This window comes from Novosphingobium mangrovisedimenti (assembly GCF_025153475.1).
GTDB lineage: Bacteria > Pseudomonadota > Alphaproteobacteria > Sphingomonadales > Sphingomonadaceae > Novosphingobium > Novosphingobium mangrovi_A.
In genome coordinates this window covers 297,667-314,409 of record NZ_JANZXA010000001.1, presented here as the reverse complement: position 1 = coordinate 314,409, position 16,743 = coordinate 297,667, and the positions used below count along the sequence as shown (strand labels likewise).

The following is a 16,743-nucleotide window of genomic DNA, read 5'->3' as shown; positions in this document are numbered from 1 at the left end:
CGGGGTATCCATGGTCCAGGATCGTTTCATCTCCATCGGCGACCTGTCCCGACGCACTGGCGTCGCCGTTTCCGCGATCCGTTTCTACGAAGAAAAGGGGCTGCTGACCTCGCTGCGCACGTCCGGTAATCAGCGCCGTTTCCTGCGCTCGGACATTCGCCGCGTCAGCTTCATCCTGATCGCGCAGAAGCTGGGGCTCGCCCTCGCCGAGATTGAGCGCGAACTGGCCGATCTGCCGCAGGGACGCACGCCCACGATCGACGATTGGGAACGGATCAGCCGCTCGATGCGCGAATCGATCGATGCCAGGATTGCCCTGCTCGAACTCACCCGCCGCAAGCTCGACGAATGCATCGGCTGCGGCTGCCTGAGCCTGGCAAAATGCCAGCTCTACAATGCGGGGGACGAAGCCGGAGCGGAAGGAACCGGGCCGCGCTTCGTGCTGAAGTAGCTATTCCGCCGCCAGCAACTCTTCGGCGCCGACAAGGTCCACGCTCACCAGACGCGACACGCCCCGTTCCACCATGGTCACGCCGAACAGGCGGTGCATGCGGCTCATCGTTACCGCATTGTGGGTGACGATCAGGTAGCGCGTGTCCGTCTCCTTGGTCATGGCTTCGAGCAGGTCGCAGAAACGCTCGATATTGGCGTCGTCGAGCGGGGCGTCGACTTCGTCGAGAACGCAGATCGGCGCGGGGTTGGTCAGGAATAGCGCGAAGATCAGTGCGACGGCGGTCAGCGCCTGTTCGCCGCCCGAGAGCAGCGTGAGCGACTGGAGGCGCTTGCCCGGCGGCTGGGCGTAGATTTCGAGCCCGGCTTCGAGCGGATCGTCCGAATCGACCAGCGCGAGGTGTGCCTTGCCGCCCTGGAACAGGCGCGTGAACAGCCGCTGGAAGTGACCGTCGACTGCCTCGAAGGCAGCGCGCAGCCGTTCGCGGCCCTCGCGATTGAGGTTGCCGATCGAGCCGCGCAGGCGGTTCACCGCTTCGGCCAGCTCGGCCTTTTCGGTCACGCTCGTGCCCAGTTGCGCCTCGGCCTCGGTCAGTTCGTCGGCGGCGACGAGGTTGACCGGACCGATCCGCTCGCGGTCGGCGACGAGGCGGTCCATCGTCGCCGATTCCTCCGGGGCGGTCCCGACTTCGGCGGAAGCGAACCCGAAGCGTTCGGGCAGGACCGGGGGCGGGCACTGGAAACGTTCGCCCGAGACACGGGCCATTTCGGCGCGGCGCTCGTCCTCGTTCTCGGCCCGCGCGGCGGCACCGGCACGACCCTCGCGCGCGCTGGCGAGCGCTTCTTGCGCGGCGGCGAGCGCGGCATCGGCCTTGCGCGCGGTTTCGGTCACGGTGCTGACAGCAGCTTCGGCCCGGGCCAGTTCTTCGGCGAGGCGATTGCGCACCGCTTCGCCCTGCTCGATCTGCTCCATCAGCGAGGTGGGCTTGGCCGCGATGACGGCGCGCTCGGTCTCGATTTCCTCCAGCCGCCCGGCCATCTGGGCCAGCCGGTTGGTGGCATCGCCGGCTCGTGCCTGCCAGTTCCTGATGTCGCCACGCTGAGAGGCGGTGCGTTCGCGCGCGACGGCGAGCCTCTGATCGTGCGCGGCGAGCGAGGCCGTGGCCGCCTGCATCGTCGCCCTGGCGGCCTCGTTCTTCGCCCTGGCTGCTTCGAGAGCATCGCGGCCGGCCTCGGGATGGGGCAGTTCGGCGGCCCTGGCTTCCGCTGTGGCGAGATCCTGCTCCGCGCTGCGGCGCCGTTCGGCAAGCTCCTCGGCGCTGCGATCCAGTTCGGCGCGGCGGGACTGCTGGCGGGCCTTGGCGTCTTCGGCCTGATCGACTGCGCGCAGGGCATTGCGTTCGGCATTGGCGGCATCGGCAATCGCGCGTTCGGCGGCGATCACCGATGCGGAAAGGGCGGAGAGTTCCTGCTGCACTTCGGTTTGCCGCGCTTCGGCAGTTGCCACGGCTTCGCGAAGGGGCGGAAGCTGTGCATCCAGTTCCGCGATCCGGTTTTCCGCTTCCAGCCGCGCCGCCTCGGCCGCACCTTCGCCGCGTGCGACGAAGCCGTCCCAGCGGCGCAGCAGGCCCGCATGGGTAACCAGCCATTCGCCGGGCTTCAGCATGCGCCCGTCGTCCTCGTCCGCGACATGAACCAGCGCGAGGCGCGCCGCGAGTTCGGGCGGGCACTGCGTGACATGCGCGGCAAGGCTTTGTGCGACGGGCGCGGGCGCCTGCGCCCCGGTCCAGAAGCGCCCATCGGTATCGGGCAATTTGCCGAGCGGTGCCTTGGCATCGCGGCCGAGCGCGGCGGCGAGCGCGCGTTCATAGCCGGGTGCGGCACGCACCGCGTCGATCGCCACGGGCAGGCCATGCGCGGCCTTGGCGCCCTTGGCGCGCGCCTCGCGGTCGCGCAGGAGAGCGGTGTGTTCGCGCTCGATACCGGTGAGATCAGCGCGGGCCCCGGCCAGCGCGGAAGCCGCCGCATCGCGTTCGGCGAGCAGTTCGGCCTTGCGCGCCTGCTGCGCGTCCAGCCCCTCGCGGGCTTGTCGCAGCGCTTCGGTGGCGGCCTCCGCCTCGCTGCGCGCCTGTTCGATCGTGGCGTCGAGGTCGACGATCCGGGGCAGGTCGGACAGTTGCGCTTCGAGCCGTGCCGCATCGGCCGCAAGCCGATCGAGCCGGGCGCGCGCCTGCGCCAGTTCGGCCTCGGCAATGCGCCATTCGGCTTCGACACCGGCCTGTTCGGCAGTGGCCTGGGCCAGATCGAGTTCGGCGGTTCGGGCGGCGCGCTCGGCGCCTTCGAGGGCATTGGCAAGGGCAGGGCGCCGCGCCTCGTCCGCTTCGAGCTGCCGCGATCCTTCGGCAAGCTCCTTCTCCAGCCGTGCCAGTGCTTCGGCGGCATCGCGGGTAAGGCGGTCGGCATCGCCGCGATCCTCTTCGAGTCGCGTATGCTGGCGGTCGAGGTCCTTCAGGCGCTGCTCGGCCGCTTCGAGCTGGCTGGTCAACGTTGCCATGCGGTGGCCTTGCGCCGTGGCATCGTCGCGCCGGTCGGCGAGTTCGTCGCGGGCCTCGATCAGGGCCTCGGCGGCGGCGGCCTGCGCATCCTGCGCGGCCTTTGCCGCCTCCTGCGTTTGCGCGACACGGCTGTCGGCAGCCTGGGCTTCCTTCTTCGCTGCTTCGGCCGCGGCAGCGGCATCGCGCCAGCGGGCGTAGACCAGCCGCGCCTCGGCCAGCCGGATCTGGTCCGACAATGCCTTGTAGCGCTCGGCCGCGCGGGCCTGCCGGCGCAGCGCCGCGACCTGCTTGTCGAGCCCGGCCATGATGTCCTCAAGCCGGGCGAGGTTGTTTTCGGTTGCCCGCAGTTTCTGCTCGGCGTCCTTGCGCCGCACGTGCAGGCCGGCGATGCCCGCCGCCTCTTCCAGCATGGCGCGGCGTTCGGCGGGCTTGGCGGCGATGACGGCGGCGATGCGGCCCTGGCTGACGAGCGCGGGGCTGTGCGCGCCGGTCGCGGCATCGGCGAAGATCAGCGCCACGTCCTTGGCGCGCACGTCGCGCCCGTTGACGCGGTAGGCGCTGCCCGCGCCGCGCTCGATGCGGCGCACCACTTCCAGATCGTCGCGGGTGCCGTCGTCGCGCTGCGCCGTTTCGGCGTGGAGCACGACTTCGGCAAAGGCGCGCGGCGGGCGGCCCGCTGTGCCGGCGAAGATCACGTCTTCCATGCCGCCGCCGCGCATCGACTTGGGCGAGCTTTCGCCCATGACCCAGCGGATCGCTTCGAGCAGGTTGGACTTGCCGCAGCCGTTGGGGCCGACGACGCCGGTCAGGCCGGGTTCGATGCGCAGTTCGGCAGGCTCGACGAAGCTCTTGAATCCACTGAGCTTGAGCCGCCTTATGCGCATCTACGCGCCCTTACTGAAGCAGGCGCATCAGCGCGCGCCTGCCTCTTGCAGCTTGGGTTCCAGTTCCGCCCAGCGGACCGAACCCACCGACGCTCCGTTGATGATGAAGGTCGGCGTGCCGGTCACGTTGAACTCGGTCGAGGCCTTCTCGGTTTCGTCGGCAAAGGCCTTGGCCTTGGCAGTGTCCGCAAGGCAGGCCTGGGCCTGATCGCGCGCGATTCCGCGCGACGAGAAGAAGTTGGTCATGCCCGAAACGTCGGCGATCGCGGCGATCTGCTTTTCCTTGGGCAGATCGCTGATGGCCTGGAGCCGCGCGTCACCGGCGGACTGCACGTTTTCGAACATCTTGGGCTGCCAGGCCCAGAACTGTTCGCTGAGCGGGATCACGGCCTCGGTCGATCCGCAGGTCGCCAGCATCGAGGCCGAAAGATCGTAGGGATTGAGCATGAAGTAGCGCAGTTCGTAACTGACGCGACCGCTGGCGATATAGTCGTCGCGCAGCTTTTCGAAGCTTTCCTGTGCGAATTCCGCGCAGTGCGAGCAGCTCAGTGCGCCGTATTCGACGAGTTTGATCGGCGCTTCGGGGTTGCCCATGCGATAGCCGCCCTCGGACGTCTTCTCGACGATGTCGGACCACGCCTTGCCGGCGGGGGGGGCGATCTTGGCAATCGGCTCGCTGGATTTCGGAACGCCGTCCTCGGCCTTCTTGCCGCATGCGGCAAGGCCAAGCGCCAAAGGCAGCACGAGCGTGCCGAGTGCGATCTGACGGAAACGGATGCGGGTCATCGTGGCGAATCCTTTGCGAAGACGGAGAAAAGGCTAGCCCAAGGCTTGGGAAGAACAAAGCGCCCCGGGGTTTGGCCGGGGATTCTCTCCACAGCTAACCCGGCGGATTTCGGTGTGTCAGATGGTTGAGCCGTGCTGTTCGGCCAGCTTGTCGGTGATCGCCTTGGACACGGACGCCCAGTCATGGACGGTCAGCACTTCGCCGTTGAGCGTGAAGCTGGGCGTGCTGTTGATGCCGAGGGTGGCGACCGCTTCCTGCTGGGCTCTCAGTTTGTCGAGCATGGTCGCATCGCCCAGGCATGCGTCCGTCTGCGCGCGGTCCATGCCCCAGCCGGACATCATCGTATAGAAGCCGAAATCGTTGGAGATCGCGCGCATGCGGTCGATCAGCGGGCCCTGGAACCAGCGCTGTTCCTGCTCCTTGGACATCGTCTGCGCCTTGGCGAGCCAGGTGTCCTGCGTGGCGAAAAAGGCGTTGTGCCGCACGAAGAAGCGCTTCGGGTCGCCGCAATTGGTGAGCAGGGCGACGGTCAGGTCGATCGGGTTGCGCAGCAGGTTGGTCACCGTCACCGAGACCTGCCCCTTGGGGATCACGGTGAGGCGCAGAACCGGGTCGGATTCCTTCTGGTAGTGCGCGCAGTGGGAGCAGGTGTAGCTGACGAATTCGGTAAGCTTGACCGGTGCGTCGGGGTTGCCGAGGCGATGGCTGCCATCGGCGGTGATCGCGATCGTACCGTTCCAGTTCGTGCCGGGCTTTTCGAGGCTCTTGCTCGTCTTGCCGGTTGCCGCGACGCACAGCATGGCGCCGCCCGCAAGTGCCAGCGCGCTAAGGGCTCTTTTCATCCTCGGGGGCATCCTTACTGCTCTTCCTGACTGCCATTGGCGCCCATGCTGCGCGCCAGCGATTCGAGCACCGCGCGAAGCTCGGGGTCACCGACGTCGCGCAGCGATTCCCCCAGTTCGAGCGGCACGGGCCGCAGCGAAGGCGGTGCGGCCTGCGGCTTTGAAGCAGGCGGAGCCTTAACCTCACCTTGCCGGATCTTCACCTTGGCCACGGCATTGTAGCCGAAGAAGCGGTTCACCCGTTCGATGATCTCGGGGATCACGTGCTGGATCATCGGCGCATGCGCGGGCACGACCACGAGCTGGAGGATGCCGTCGCTCTTCTCTCCGGGCGGGAAGCGGATCGATTCCGGTGTGCATATGCGCGCGTGTCTTGCGCCCACGATTTCCGGCCAGCGCGAGACGACGCTCGACTGGACGAAGCCGAAGCGGCGAAAGGCCGTGCGGCCGACTTCCGGCATCAGTTCGGAAATCGCGCGGGCCTGTCCGCCGCGCGGGCGTTCGTAGCGCTTGATCCCGGACTTTCCGGATTGTTTGCGGTCATCCCGTTTCATTGTCCGCTCGCCAATGCCATAGCGGGATCATGGATGCCAGCTTCGATGCCGTCTCGCGTGCCCTTCTCGACTGGTACGATGCGCATGCCCGCGATCTGCCCTGGCGCGCGCGGCCCGGCACGCCGCCGCCCGAACCCTACCGCGTGTGGCTTTCCGAAGTGATGTTGCAGCAGACCACGGTCGCGGCGGTGAAGGACTACTTTGCCGCCTTCACCAGCCGCTGGCCGAGCGTGGAGGCACTGGCAGTGGCATCGGACGAGGACGTAATGGCGGCCTGGGCGGGGCTCGGCTATTATGCCCGCGCTCGCAACCTGCTGGCCTGCGCGCGCGAGGTTGCCGCGAACGGCGGGCGCTTCCCCGATACCGAGGAAGGCCTGCGCGCGCTGCCGGGCCTTGGCGCCTATACTGCGGCGGCCGTCGCGGCGATTGCCTTCGAGCGGCGCGCGGTGGTGGTCGATGCCAATGTCGAGCGCGTCGTCGCGAGGCTCTTTGCGCTGGACGAACCACTGCCGGGCGGGCGTACAGCGATCCGTGAAAGGGCCGATGCCATCACCCCGCAGGCACGCAGCGGGGACTTTGCGCAGGCGATGATGGATCTGGGCGCGACCGTGTGCACCAGCCGCGCGCCGCGCTGCCTGCTGTGTCCCTTGGCGTCCCACTGCACGGCGCAGGCCATGGGCGAGCCGGAGCGCTTCCCGGTCAAGGCCCCGAAAAAGGCCAAGCCTGCGCGCCGGGGCCGGGCGTTCTGGATCGAGCGGGACGAGCACGTCTGGCTGGTCCGCCGCCCGGGCAAGGGCATGCTCGGCGGCATGCGCGCGTTGCCGGACGATGGTTGGAACGCGCGCGCGGATGGCTCCGGCGACGGCCCGCTTGCCGGACCGTGGGAAAGCGCGGGCAAGGTCGGCCATGTCTTCACCCATTTTTCGCTCGAACTGAACCTGACGGTTTATCTCGGCGATCAATGCGATAGTCTCGCGCGGCACGAGGGCGAATGGTGGCCGCTGGAACAGCTCGACGCGGCCGGTCTGCCCACGCTTTTCGCCAAGGCGGCGCGGCTGGCGCTGGCAGGAACAGGAGAAGAGGCATGAACCCGGATTTGCGGTCGCTTGAAGCGGCCATCGATCGCCGCATGCTGATGCGCATGGCCGTTGTGGCCGGGCTCGGCGCCGCGCTGACGCCACGTCTGGCACTGGCCGTCGCCGATCCGGACCTGATGCCCAACCTGCGGGCCATGGTCAAACGCTGGGTGGGGCCGGGCAAGCTGCCGGGCGTGCTCGTCTCGCTCGGCCTGCCGGGCAAGGAGACGCAGTATATCGCGCGCGGGACCGAGGCTTTCACCGATCCCGACCCGGTAACGCCCGATAGCCTCTACCGCTTCTATTCGATGACCAAGCCGATCACCGGCATGGCGGCGATGCAGCTGATCGCGGAAGGGCGCATGGGGCTCGATCAGCCGCTCTACGACGTGCTGCCCAAGTACCGTACGATGCAGGTGCAGGTCGTGCCCGACGGTTCGGTGACCAAGCTTCGTCCCGCCAAAACGCCGATCACCATGCGCCACTTGCTGACGCATACCGCGGGGCTTGGCTATTCCATCGTCCAGCAGGGACCGATCAAGGACCTGATGGAGGAGAAGGGCCTCGTGCCCGCGCTGCTCAGCCGCAAGAAGATCCCCGGCTTGTTCGAAGGGACCCAGGCTCCCGATCTCGCGACTTTCGCCGACCGGCTGGCCGAAATTCCGCTGGTCTACGAGCCGGGCAGCCGATGGAGCTATTCGATGGGGCTCGATCTCATGGGTCGCGTGATCGAGGTGGTGTCGGGCCAGCCGTTCGACCGCTATCTGGAGGAAACCCTGCTGGGCCCCGCCGGTATGATCAGCACCAGCTTTCAGGTTCCGGAGGCGGCCGCAAAGCGCCTGACCACGGACTATTTCGCGATCGACGGAACGCTCATTCCGGTCGATCCGGGCGCGGATTCGGTCTTTCTCGACAAGCCGCCGTTCCCCTTCGGCGGTGCCGGGCTTGTCGGCAGCCCGCGCGATTACGACCGGTTCCTGCGCGTGCTCGCACAGGGTGGCATGATCGACGGCAAACGCGTCCTGTCAGAGGCGGCGGTGCGCGTGGGCATGGGCAATCTCCTGCCGGTCGGCGTCGATCGTTCGGGCATGTTCGGATCGCCCAGCGATTTCGGCGCGGGCGGCCGTGTCGGCACGGGCGATGAAAAAGGCATGTTCGGCTGGGCAGGCGCGGCCAGCACGATCGGCATGGTCGATGCGGTCCACGGCCTGCGCATGCAGTATTTCGCGCAGTTCATGCCCTATACAGCGCTCGACGTGGAGGACGACTTCCGCAAGGCGCTCAAGGCCGATGTCATGGCCCTGCTGGAGAAACAGTAAGATGCACGCCCCCATCGCCTTTTCCGGATCGCACGTCGATCGCGCCGACCACATCCGCAACGATCCGGCGGCGCTCGATGCGCTCAAGACCTGGCAGGCGCGGCTGCTGCGCATGGACGGGCTCGATCCGGTGCTGACGCTTGAAAGCACGCTCGACTGGGGCAGCCTCGCCGACGCCGCGCCGGACAGCGAACTGGTGTTCCTGGGCCTCGATGGGGAACGCGGCTGCTTTGCCGAAGTGCGCAAGTCCTATCCTTCGGGCAGTCCCCATGCTGGGCCGGCAAGCTGGAACGCCATGGCCGTGCTGGAGGCGGGGGAGCTGGCTGCCTATGGCGGGGCCCGCTCGCTGGTGGGCTGGCATTCGCGGCACCGCTTCTGCGCCGTCTGCGGTAGCGCCACGGTGCTCGCCAAGGGCGGCTGGCAGCGCAATTGCACGAATGCGGACTGCAAGGCTGAACACTTCCCGCGCGTCGATCCGGTCACGATCATGACGGTCGAATGCGACGGCAAGTTGCTCCTCGGCCGCCAGCCGCGCTTTCCGGCCGGGCGCTATTCGGCGCTGGCGGGCTTTGTCGAGCCCGGCGAGACTATCGAGGAAGCCGTGGCGCGCGAAGTCTTCGAGGAAGCCGGCGTGCGCGCGCGCGACGTGGAATATGTGATCAGCCAGCCCTGGCCGTTCCCCTCCTCGCTGATGATCGGCTGCCACGCCTTCGCCGACGATCCCGCCATCGTGATGGACGAGACCGAGATGGAAGACGTGCGCTGGTTTACACGCGAGGAAGTGACCGAAGCGCTGGAGGCGACCGAGCGCGGAGAACAGGGCCGCGCCTTCGGCGCGCCACCCAAGACCGCCGTTGCCCATGCACTGCTGCGCTGGTGGGTGGCGCGAGGCGCTTAGGCGGGGTGAATAAGGGGCCGCTATCGGAGAGGTTCAAGCGTGTGCGGAATGGCGGTGAAGTTGGGTGGACGGCAATTCACCTAACCCCGTCATCCCAGCGCAGGCTGGGATCGCTGGCCACTAAACGATACGTTCGAACAGATCGTTCCACTCGGGATTGTCTTGCTCGATCAACCGGATCTTCCAGTCGCGCTTCCACGCCTTGAGCGCCTTCTCTCGTGCGATGGCTGACAGAATTTCGGCATGAGATTCCACCAGAACGAGGCGGTTCAGGCCGTATCTTCGGCAGAACACCGAACCGGTCCCCGACCGATGTTGCGCAATGCGTGCCGCGATGTTGCCGGTCACACCAATGTAGAGAACACCGCGTGGCCTGACCGGTGCTGCCTATCTTTATTGACCGGCGGACGTCGCGGTCTGCGCTGAGGCTAGCATCCGGGTGAAGAAGGCGGTCACGGCCGCATCGAAGCCATGATGGAAGGCGGCGCGGTCGAAGCCGGGTGCGCTGGTGCACAGCGCGGGAATGGACACCGGGCCGTCGCAGGGGGCCAGGAAGTCGAAGTGTCCGGCGTGGGGCACGGTGTGGAATTCCGGTGCGGAAGGCAGGGCATCGCGCACGGCATCGGCATACTCTGCGGGGGGTAGGACTGTGTCGTCGTCCGCGCGCCAGAGTTGCACGGGCACGCGCACGGCGTCGAGTCCGCCATCGGCAAAGGTGAAGCCCAGGGCGGGCGCTGCGACCACTAGCGCCTTGATCCGCGCATCACGCCGGGCGGGCCAGGGCTTGGGGGTCTTGGCGGGGGCGTCGCTGGGATGCTTCGCGATCAGCCGGCAATCGAACCGGCCGGGATGGGCGGCGCAGTGAGCGCGGATCAGGGAAAGATCGGGAATGCCCCCGGCCGCCGTCAGCACGGTGAAACCGCCCGATGAAAAACCGAAAGCGCCGATCCGGCTGGCATCGATGGCCGCATGACCGCTCCAGCTACCGAGCATGAAGTCGATCAGACCGGAAAACGCCGCGGGACGGTTCGCGATTTCAGTGGCCTTGCTCTGGTCCTTCCAGTTGTCGCCCGGATGGGTGAGTGCGGCCACGACGAAACCGGCTTTCGCCAGTGCGACAGCGGTATCCGCATGACCGGCGAAGGAGCCGCCGGTCCCGTGAGACATCACCACCAACGGCAGCCGCTCCCCGGCAACCGGGCCGCCCGGGACAACCTGCTGGCGGTTGAGTCCTAGCGGGATGTCCCGCTCCTCGCCTTGCGAAGGATACCAGATTCCTACTTCCACGCCATCGGGCGTGGTCAGGCGCTGAAAACCGGCAGCTGGATCACTCGCGGCGAGGGCGGGATTGACGAGGCAAACCAGAATAGCCGCGAACACGGCTCGAAACACACGCATGACAGGGAACTCCATTGACTGTGCGATCCGTGGTTTCCTTGCCGCGGGTCCCGGGCCAAGCGCGCATTCGTGAACGGGCGAACGGGTACGCGGCCCGGTGAGCGGGCATGCGGCGCGCGCGGAGGTGCTTCACGCAGGCGCGTGGCGACGATAGAGACACAGGGGTGAAACGGGACCGGAAATTCTATTTGCGTGCCGGTGTTTTGGCCTCGTGCGGGGGCCTTGCGCTGGCGTTGCTGGGCCCGTTCGGGACCTATCTCAACGGTCCGTTTCCCGAGCGGTTGCTGTTCTGGATGACGACGTGCTGCGCCGGGGTGCTGCTCTATGGTTTCACCGCGCGCGTCCTGATGCAGCGTTGGCGGGGCAGGGTGGTGGACTGGCTCTCGCTGTTCCTCGGGGCCTTGCTGGCCAGTGTGCCGGAAGCGTGGATTTCACGCGCGCTGGCGCTTCATCTCTGGCCGCAGCTGGAAGCGAATGTCCCGGCATGGCCGGTTTGGTACGGCCAGACGACGATTCTGGGCTGTCTCTACACCCTGATCGGCGTGCAATGGGCGCTGCGCCAGCGGCGTGCTGCCGATGCCGGGACGCCCCCGGCGCGCACGACCCTGCCCGAGCCGGCAGAGGGGGCGTTTGCCGATCCCGGCACGATCGTGGCCCTGCAAATTGAAGATCACTACGTGCGCGTGCACCGCGCCGCGGGATCGCAGATCGTGCTCATGCCGCTCAAGCGGGCGATTGCCGTCATGGATGGGATCGAGGGGCTGCAGACGCATCGCAGCTGGTGGGTGGCGCGGACCGCCGTGGCCGAAGTGCAGGGAACGCCGCGCTCGATGCAGCTGCGTCTCGTGAACGGGCTGCAGGTTCCGGTCGCGCGGTCTGCCGTGATCACCTTACGTTCGGCAGGCTGGCTTGCCGATTGAAATGCCTGAGCGGATCGGCGTTTCCGGCCGGCTTTACACCAGCCCGAGCTTCATCAGCTCCCGCGCCAGTTTGGGGGGCATCACGTCGCCGCTGCTTTCCCCGTCGCCGAGGTCGCGCGGGGCGTCCTCTTCCTTGAGGTAGCGCCAGCCCTGATGGGCGCGCTTGGGCTTGGTCACCACGGGGATCAGCTTGGGGGCGAGGTGGATGTGCCAGCGGCCGTCGTCGCGCTGGGTAAAGCGCAGGATCGGCGAGCGGCCGATCAGCGCGTGCTCGAAGATCCAGTAGAGCGAGCCGCCTTCCATCTCCTCGTGCCGCTTGGGCAGGTAGCGGGTGGTCATCAGCGCCTCGCCGGTTCCGCCATTGCCCTTCGCGTTGCTTTCCAGCCATGCGCGCAGGCTGGCAGGGCTCTCGGCGGAATAGGCGATCTTGGTCATGTGCAGCGGCATGGCGCCAAGATAGGGCGCGCGGGCCGCTCAGGCCAGTGTCTGTTCGGGAGGCAGCCTGTCTGCGTGAAAACAACCTCGTCATTGCGAGCGCAGCCCGTGGCCCTTTTAGCCTCGTAATGACGATTTCCCGAACTGAGCGACCGGTCAGGTCGGAAAGATCTCAGGCCAGCCCGGTAAGGACCGCCAGCCCCAGGAACGAGAAGAAGCCCATCACGTCGGTCGCGGTCGTCACGAAGACGGAAGAGGAGACGGCCGGGTCGACCTTGAGACGGTCGAGCGTGACGGGGACGAGAATGCCGGCCAGTCCCGCGACGAGGTTGTTCACCACCATGGCCGTTGCGATCACGGCGCCGAGCAGGGGATTGCCGAAAAGCAGCGCGGTGCCGCTGCCGATCAGTATGCCCAGTGCGGTGCCGTTGGTAAGTGCGATGCGGAATTCGCGCAGGATCATCTTCCAGGTGTTGGAATCGGTCAGCTGGTTGGTGGCGATGGCGCGCACCACCACGGCGAGCGTCTGCGTGCCGGCATTGCCGCCCATGCCCGAGACGATCGGCATCAGCACGGCCAGCAGCGCGAAGCGGGCGATCGCGCCCTGGAACAGGCCGACCACCGAGGAGGCGATGATGGCGGTGCCGAGGTTGACGACCAGCCATGTCAGGCGCGCGCGCACCGTCAGCATGATCGGCTCGTTGATGTCGCCGTCGCCCGCGCCGGACAGCAGCAGGGCGTCCTCGCCAGCTTCTTCCTGGATGACGTGGACGACGTCGTCGACGGTGATCTGCCCGATCAGCCGCCCCGAATCGTCGACCACCGCAGCCGAGATCAGCGCATATTTCTGGAAGCGCAGCGCGACTTCCTCCTGATCCATGCCCACCGGGATCAGCGTCTGTTCGCGCTTCATCACGTCGTAGAGCGGGATGTTGCGCGGGCAGCGCAGGATCCACGAGAGCGCGCAGGTGCCGACCGGGTGGTGCAGCGCATCGACGCAGAACACTTCCCAGAACTCGGTGGGCAGTTCGCGGTGTTCGCGCAGGAAGTCGATCAGGTCGCCGACGGTCATCGTCTCGGGCACCGCGACGAATTCGCGGCTCATCAGGCGGCCGGCGGATTCCTCCGGATAGGACAGGCCGGATTCGATGGCGGCGCGGTCTTCCGGCTCCATCTCGGCGAGGACGGCCTGCTGGTCCTCCTCGTCGAGGTCTTCCAGCATGGCGACGGCATCGTCGGTGTCGAGCTGTTCGGCGATGTCGGCGACGACATCGGCGGGCAGCGCCTCGACCAGCAGTTCGCGAACCCAGTCGTTGAGCTCGGCGATGACTTCCACGCCCATGAGGTCGCGGATCGAGCGGGCGAGCGTGAGGCGCTCGTGCTCGTCGACCAGCTCGAACAGGTCGGCGATGTCGGCGGGGTGGAGCGGTTCGACGAGGTCGTAGACGCGGTCGAAGTCTTCCTCGTCGAGCGCGTCCTTGACGCTGCGGACGAATTCGCCCTTGAGGCGGTTTTCCTCGTCGAGGCTTTCGGATGCGGGCGCGATTTCGGCTTCGGCGGTGGCCTCTTCTTCGGGCAGGTTCTCCTTGAGGTCCGCTTCGCTCATGAAGCCGGGTCTACGCAGCAAATTCGCAATTGCAACAGACAGTGTTCCCCGGCTGGGGATGGCGCCCGCGATACCGGCGCGGCGCTGGCTGCCTTCCAACGAAGGGTGACATTGCCGGCGCGCGTCTTATATCGGGCGCCGAGCCGATCTGCGCCCGGGGTTTGGGCGCAGGCAACAGGAGACATGTAATGGCCGACGAATTTCTGACGCTTACCCTCGACACCGGCGAAAGCCAGGGCGACGTCAAGATCAAGCTGCGCCCCGATCTGGCCCCCGGCCACGTTGCGCGGATCAAGGAACTCGCCAGCGAGGGCTTCTACGACGGCGTAAAGTTCCACCGCGTGATCCCCGGCTTCATGGCGCAGGGCGGCTGCCCGCACGGCACTGGCATGGGCGGTTCGGACAAGCCGGACCTCAAGGCTGAATTCAACGCCGAGCCGCACGTGCGCGGCGTGTGCTCGATGGCCCGCACCAGCGCGCCGCACTCGGCCAACAGCCAGTTCTTCATCTGCTTCGACGATGCCACTTTCCTCGACAACCAGTACACGGTCTGGGGCCAGGTGGTCGAAGGCATGGAACATGTCGACGCGCTGCCCAAGGGCGAGCCGCCGCGCAACCCGGGCACGATCGTCAAGGCGACCGTTTCGGAAGGCTGAGGCTTTTCGCAAGGTTGAGGCGTTTCGGAAATCCGAAATCGTGAAGAGGGCGGTCCGCAAGGGCCGCCCTTTTTCGTACGCCTCTGGCGGCGCGGCGATCCGGGGCGAAATGCTTAATTTGGAGTAACCAGGTTATATCAGATTCCCTTACCCGGTCGATGTCCAAATAGCAGTGTTTCGTGATGCGATTCGGGGGAATCTTCCATGGCAGTGCAGTCATTCCTGTCCCGCTTGCGGTCCAGCATGGAAGGCAACGTGCTGGCGCTGACGGCCTTCGGGCTGACGACGTTGGTCGGCGGCGCGGCCCTCGCGGTCGATACCGCCCAGTGGTATCTCTGGAAGCGCCAGTTGCAGCAGGCGGTCGATGCCGGTGCCAGGGCGGGCGTGCTCAGCCAGCAGGAAGGAAGCGATTACGCCTCGGCCGCGACGCAGGAAGTCGGCCGGAACGGTGTTTCGACCTCGGCGGTCACTATCGAACTGCTTTCTAATCCCCCGACGTCGGGGGCCTATACCGGGGACAGCAATGCCGTGGAGGTCCAGGCGATCACCAGCCAGAAGCTTCCCTTCTCCAGCATGTTCCTCAACGTGGCGCCCACCGTGCGCGCCCGCGCCGTGGCGACCGTGGCGTCCGATGGTGAATATTGCGTTATCGCGCTTTCGCCTAGCGGCGTCGGCATCGGTACGGTCGGTTCCGCCCACGTCGACCTCGGCTGCGGGGCTGCCGCCAACTCCAACATCGAGACGGCGATCGACCTCGACGGCAGCAGCTGGCTGGACGCGCCCAATTTCCACGCGGTGGGCGGCATCCAGGCGAGCAGTTCGAACATTCCGTCCAATGCGGCGCTGCAGCCCTACGGCCTGCCGATCGTCGATCCGATCGCATCGCGCAACCTGACGGTGCCCACGTCACCCACGAGCTGTACCGCGAACAATCTGAACATCGCGCCGAGCGTGACCACGACGATCTACCCTGGCCGGTACTGCAATGGCGTTACGCTTCAAGGCGACATCACGCTCTCGCCGGGCGTCTACATTATCGACAAGGGCTCGTTCACTGTGAACAGCCAGGCGCATCTGACCGGTGAAGGTGTCACCATCATCCTGACCGGCGACGATCCCAAGAACGTGGCAACCGTCAAGCTGGCGGGTGGCGCCGACGTTGACTTGCGCGCGCCCACGGCCGTTGAGGATCCCACCTGGAAGAACGTCCTGTTTTTCCAGGATCCTATGGGATCGTCGAGCGACAGCAACATCACCGGCGGCAGCACGCTCAAGCTGGACGGCATCGTCTACATGCCGGGCGGCAACCTCAGCTTCACCGGAAACGCAGGCCAGCATGCGGACTGTCTGCTGATGGTCGCCAACCAGGTGACCTTCGCGGGTACCACCTCGCTCGATAACAACTGCTCCGCGGACTACAACGATCTCGACCTTTCCGCCCGTGTCGTCCGGGTAGTGGAGTGATGGCCATGTCCATGCCCGTTCTGTCGTGCACTGCGAAGCATGTCCTCGAAGACCGCAAGGGGGCCGCGGTCATGGAGCTTGGACTGGTCCTGCCGGTACTACTCTTCATGATTGCGGGCATGATCGACGTCTCGCGCTTCGTATGCGCGACGATCGACGTGGAGCAGGCGGCTCAACGCACGACGGCTTTCGCCCTGGCAAAACGGCCCACGAGTTCCAACGCGACTTATCTGGCGACCGAAGCGGCGTCTGCCGCGGGCGTCTCGACCCAGGATGTCACGGCGGAAATCTTCCTCGAGTGCGATGGTGTGCGCCAATCGAAATTCAACACGCCCTGCGCCGCAGGCGAGACGTCTGCCCGTTTCGTCAGCATCGCGATCCAGCGCGACGTCCCGCTCCAGTTCGACTGGGCGGCCATGGGGAGCATGTTCGGCATGCAGTCGATCGGATCGAGCATCACGGTGCACGGTGACAGTCTGGTGAGGATTCAATGACCCTTCGAACGCTGCTCAGGGACTCGCGCGGCGCTTCGGCCGTCGAATTCGCCTTCGCGATACCGGTGATCCTGACCGTGATGATCGGCATATTGCAGTTCGCGCTGGTTCTCCAGGCTTCGGGCGCCATTCGCCACGCGGCGGGAGAGGGCGTCCGCTATGCCAAGGTTCATCCCAGCGCGACGGAAACCGAGGTTCTCAACAAGGTGCGCGACAGCCTGGCGGGGGTCAGGGATGATGGTATCGTCTCGCTCAGCCTGCAGCGCGGAACGGCGGCGAACGGTGCGACCTACAGCAGTGTCGCCATCCAGTACAAGCTGGCGCCCGTGATACCGTTTGCCAGTGTCGGGCCGATCGTCCTCGACGAGTCGATGTCCTCGTACGATCCGACCTGACGGACAGCCC

The 16,743-nt window shown here is 66.5% G+C and carries 17 protein-coding genes; 9 read left to right on the top strand and 8 right to left on the bottom strand.

Annotated features, from left to right (window positions below):
- Positions 1-10: 10 nt before the first annotated feature.
- A complete protein-coding gene (gene soxR / locus NZK81_RS01675) occupies positions 11-451 on the top strand; it encodes a redox-sensitive transcriptional activator SoxR (protein ID WP_260043352.1) in 441 nt (146 codons plus the stop codon).
- Here soxR and smc read toward each other — a convergent pair whose 3' ends face one another.
- The 4 genes from smc to NZK81_RS01655 all read right to left on the bottom strand — a co-directional run bounded on the left by smc (position 452) and on the right by NZK81_RS01655 (position 6,072).
- Positions 452-3,889 (bottom strand): chromosome segregation protein SMC, encoded by a 3,438-nt coding sequence (gene smc, locus NZK81_RS01670; RefSeq protein WP_260043351.1) that lies wholly within the window; start codon positions 3,887-3,889, stop codon positions 452-454.
- Positions 3,890-3,916: 27 nt separating this feature from the next.
- Complete coding sequence (locus NZK81_RS01665) at positions 3,917-4,675, bottom strand: DsbA family protein (protein ID WP_260043350.1); 759 nt, start codon at positions 4,673-4,675, stop codon at positions 3,917-3,919.
- Positions 4,676-4,792: 117 nt separating this feature from the next.
- Complete coding sequence (locus tag NZK81_RS01660) at positions 4,793-5,518, bottom strand: DsbA family protein (RefSeq protein ID WP_260043349.1); 726 nt, start codon at positions 5,516-5,518, stop codon at positions 4,793-4,795.
- A gap of 14 nt (positions 5,519-5,532) precedes the next feature.
- Complete coding sequence (locus tag NZK81_RS01655; protein WP_260043348.1) at positions 5,533-6,072, bottom strand: DUF721 domain-containing protein; 540 nt, start codon at positions 6,070-6,072, stop codon at positions 5,533-5,535.
- A 29-nt stretch (positions 6,073-6,101) separates the two neighbouring features.
- Between NZK81_RS01655 and mutY the strand changes: the two genes are divergently transcribed.
- Genes mutY through nudC form a run of 3 tightly spaced genes read left to right on the top strand, consistent with a single transcriptional unit; the run spans position 6,102 to position 9,365 of the window.
- The gene (gene mutY, locus NZK81_RS01650) at positions 6,102-7,160 is read left to right on the top strand and encodes an A/G-specific adenine glycosylase (RefSeq protein WP_260043347.1); all 1,059 of its coding nucleotides are present in this window, start codon (positions 6,102-6,104) and stop codon (positions 7,158-7,160) included.
- Positions 7,157-8,467 carry a serine hydrolase domain-containing protein gene (locus NZK81_RS01645; protein WP_260043346.1) on the top strand — a complete coding sequence of 437 codons (1,311 nt, stop codon included), beginning with the start codon at positions 7,157-7,159 and terminating at the stop codon, positions 8,465-8,467. Before mutY ends, NZK81_RS01645 begins: the two co-directional genes overlap by 4 nt.
- Before the next feature lies 1 nt (position 8,468).
- Entirely contained in the window at positions 8,469-9,365 is an 897-nt protein-coding gene (nudC, locus tag NZK81_RS01640) for an NAD(+) diphosphatase (RefSeq protein ID WP_260043345.1), read from the top strand.
- Between the two features lie 120 nt (positions 9,366-9,485).
- On the opposite strand, the gene NZK81_RS01635 is transcribed toward nudC, so the two are convergent.
- Positions 9,486-9,719: a GIY-YIG nuclease family protein gene (locus tag NZK81_RS01635; protein ID WP_260043912.1), complete on the bottom strand. Its 234-nt coding sequence runs from the start codon at positions 9,717-9,719 to the stop codon at positions 9,486-9,488.
- Positions 9,720-9,758: 39 nt separating this feature from the next.
- Positions 9,759-10,763, bottom strand: a complete 1,005-nt coding sequence (locus NZK81_RS01630; protein ID WP_260043344.1) for an alpha/beta hydrolase family protein — start codon at positions 10,761-10,763, stop codon at positions 9,759-9,761.
- Positions 10,764-10,927: 164 nt separating this feature from the next.
- Here NZK81_RS01630 and NZK81_RS01625 point away from each other — a divergent pair, with 164 nt between their 5' ends.
- Positions 10,928-11,683 carry a LytTR family DNA-binding domain-containing protein gene (locus NZK81_RS01625; protein ID WP_260043343.1) on the top strand — a complete coding sequence of 252 codons (756 nt, stop codon included), beginning with the start codon at positions 10,928-10,930 and terminating at the stop codon, positions 11,681-11,683.
- A gap of 33 nt (positions 11,684-11,716) precedes the next feature.
- On the opposite strand, the gene NZK81_RS01620 is transcribed toward NZK81_RS01625, so the two are convergent.
- Both NZK81_RS01620 and mgtE read right to left on the bottom strand, forming a co-directional pair.
- On the bottom strand, positions 11,717-12,130 hold the full coding sequence (locus NZK81_RS01620; RefSeq protein ID WP_260043342.1) for a DUF1489 family protein: 414 nt from the start codon (positions 12,128-12,130) through the stop codon (positions 11,717-11,719).
- A gap of 160 nt (positions 12,131-12,290) precedes the next feature.
- A complete protein-coding gene (gene mgtE / locus NZK81_RS01615) occupies positions 12,291-13,724 on the bottom strand; it encodes a magnesium transporter (protein WP_260043341.1) in 1,434 nt (477 codons plus the stop codon).
- A gap of 188 nt (positions 13,725-13,912) precedes the next feature.
- On the opposite strand from mgtE, the gene NZK81_RS01610 reads away from it, so the two are divergent.
- The 4 genes from NZK81_RS01610 (at position 13,913) to NZK81_RS01595 (ending at position 16,733) form a co-directional block, all read left to right on the top strand.
- Entirely contained in the window at positions 13,913-14,380 is a 468-nt protein-coding gene (locus NZK81_RS01610; protein ID WP_260043340.1) for a peptidylprolyl isomerase, read from the top strand.
- Between the two features lie 204 nt (positions 14,381-14,584).
- Positions 14,585-15,844 (top strand): pilus assembly protein TadG-related protein, encoded by a 1,260-nt coding sequence (locus NZK81_RS01605; protein ID WP_260043339.1) that lies wholly within the window; start codon positions 14,585-14,587, stop codon positions 15,842-15,844.
- 5 nt (positions 15,845-15,849) lie between these two features.
- Positions 15,850-16,338, top strand: coding sequence for a TadE/TadG family type IV pilus assembly protein (locus tag NZK81_RS01600; RefSeq protein ID WP_260043337.1), 489 nt, complete (start codon positions 15,850-15,852; stop codon positions 16,336-16,338).
- Positions 16,335-16,733, top strand: coding sequence for a TadE/TadG family type IV pilus assembly protein (locus tag NZK81_RS01595; RefSeq protein WP_260043336.1), 399 nt, complete (start codon positions 16,335-16,337; stop codon positions 16,731-16,733). The genes NZK81_RS01600 and NZK81_RS01595 overlap by 4 nt, the downstream gene beginning before the upstream one ends.
- Positions 16,734-16,743 lie beyond the last annotated feature (10 nt).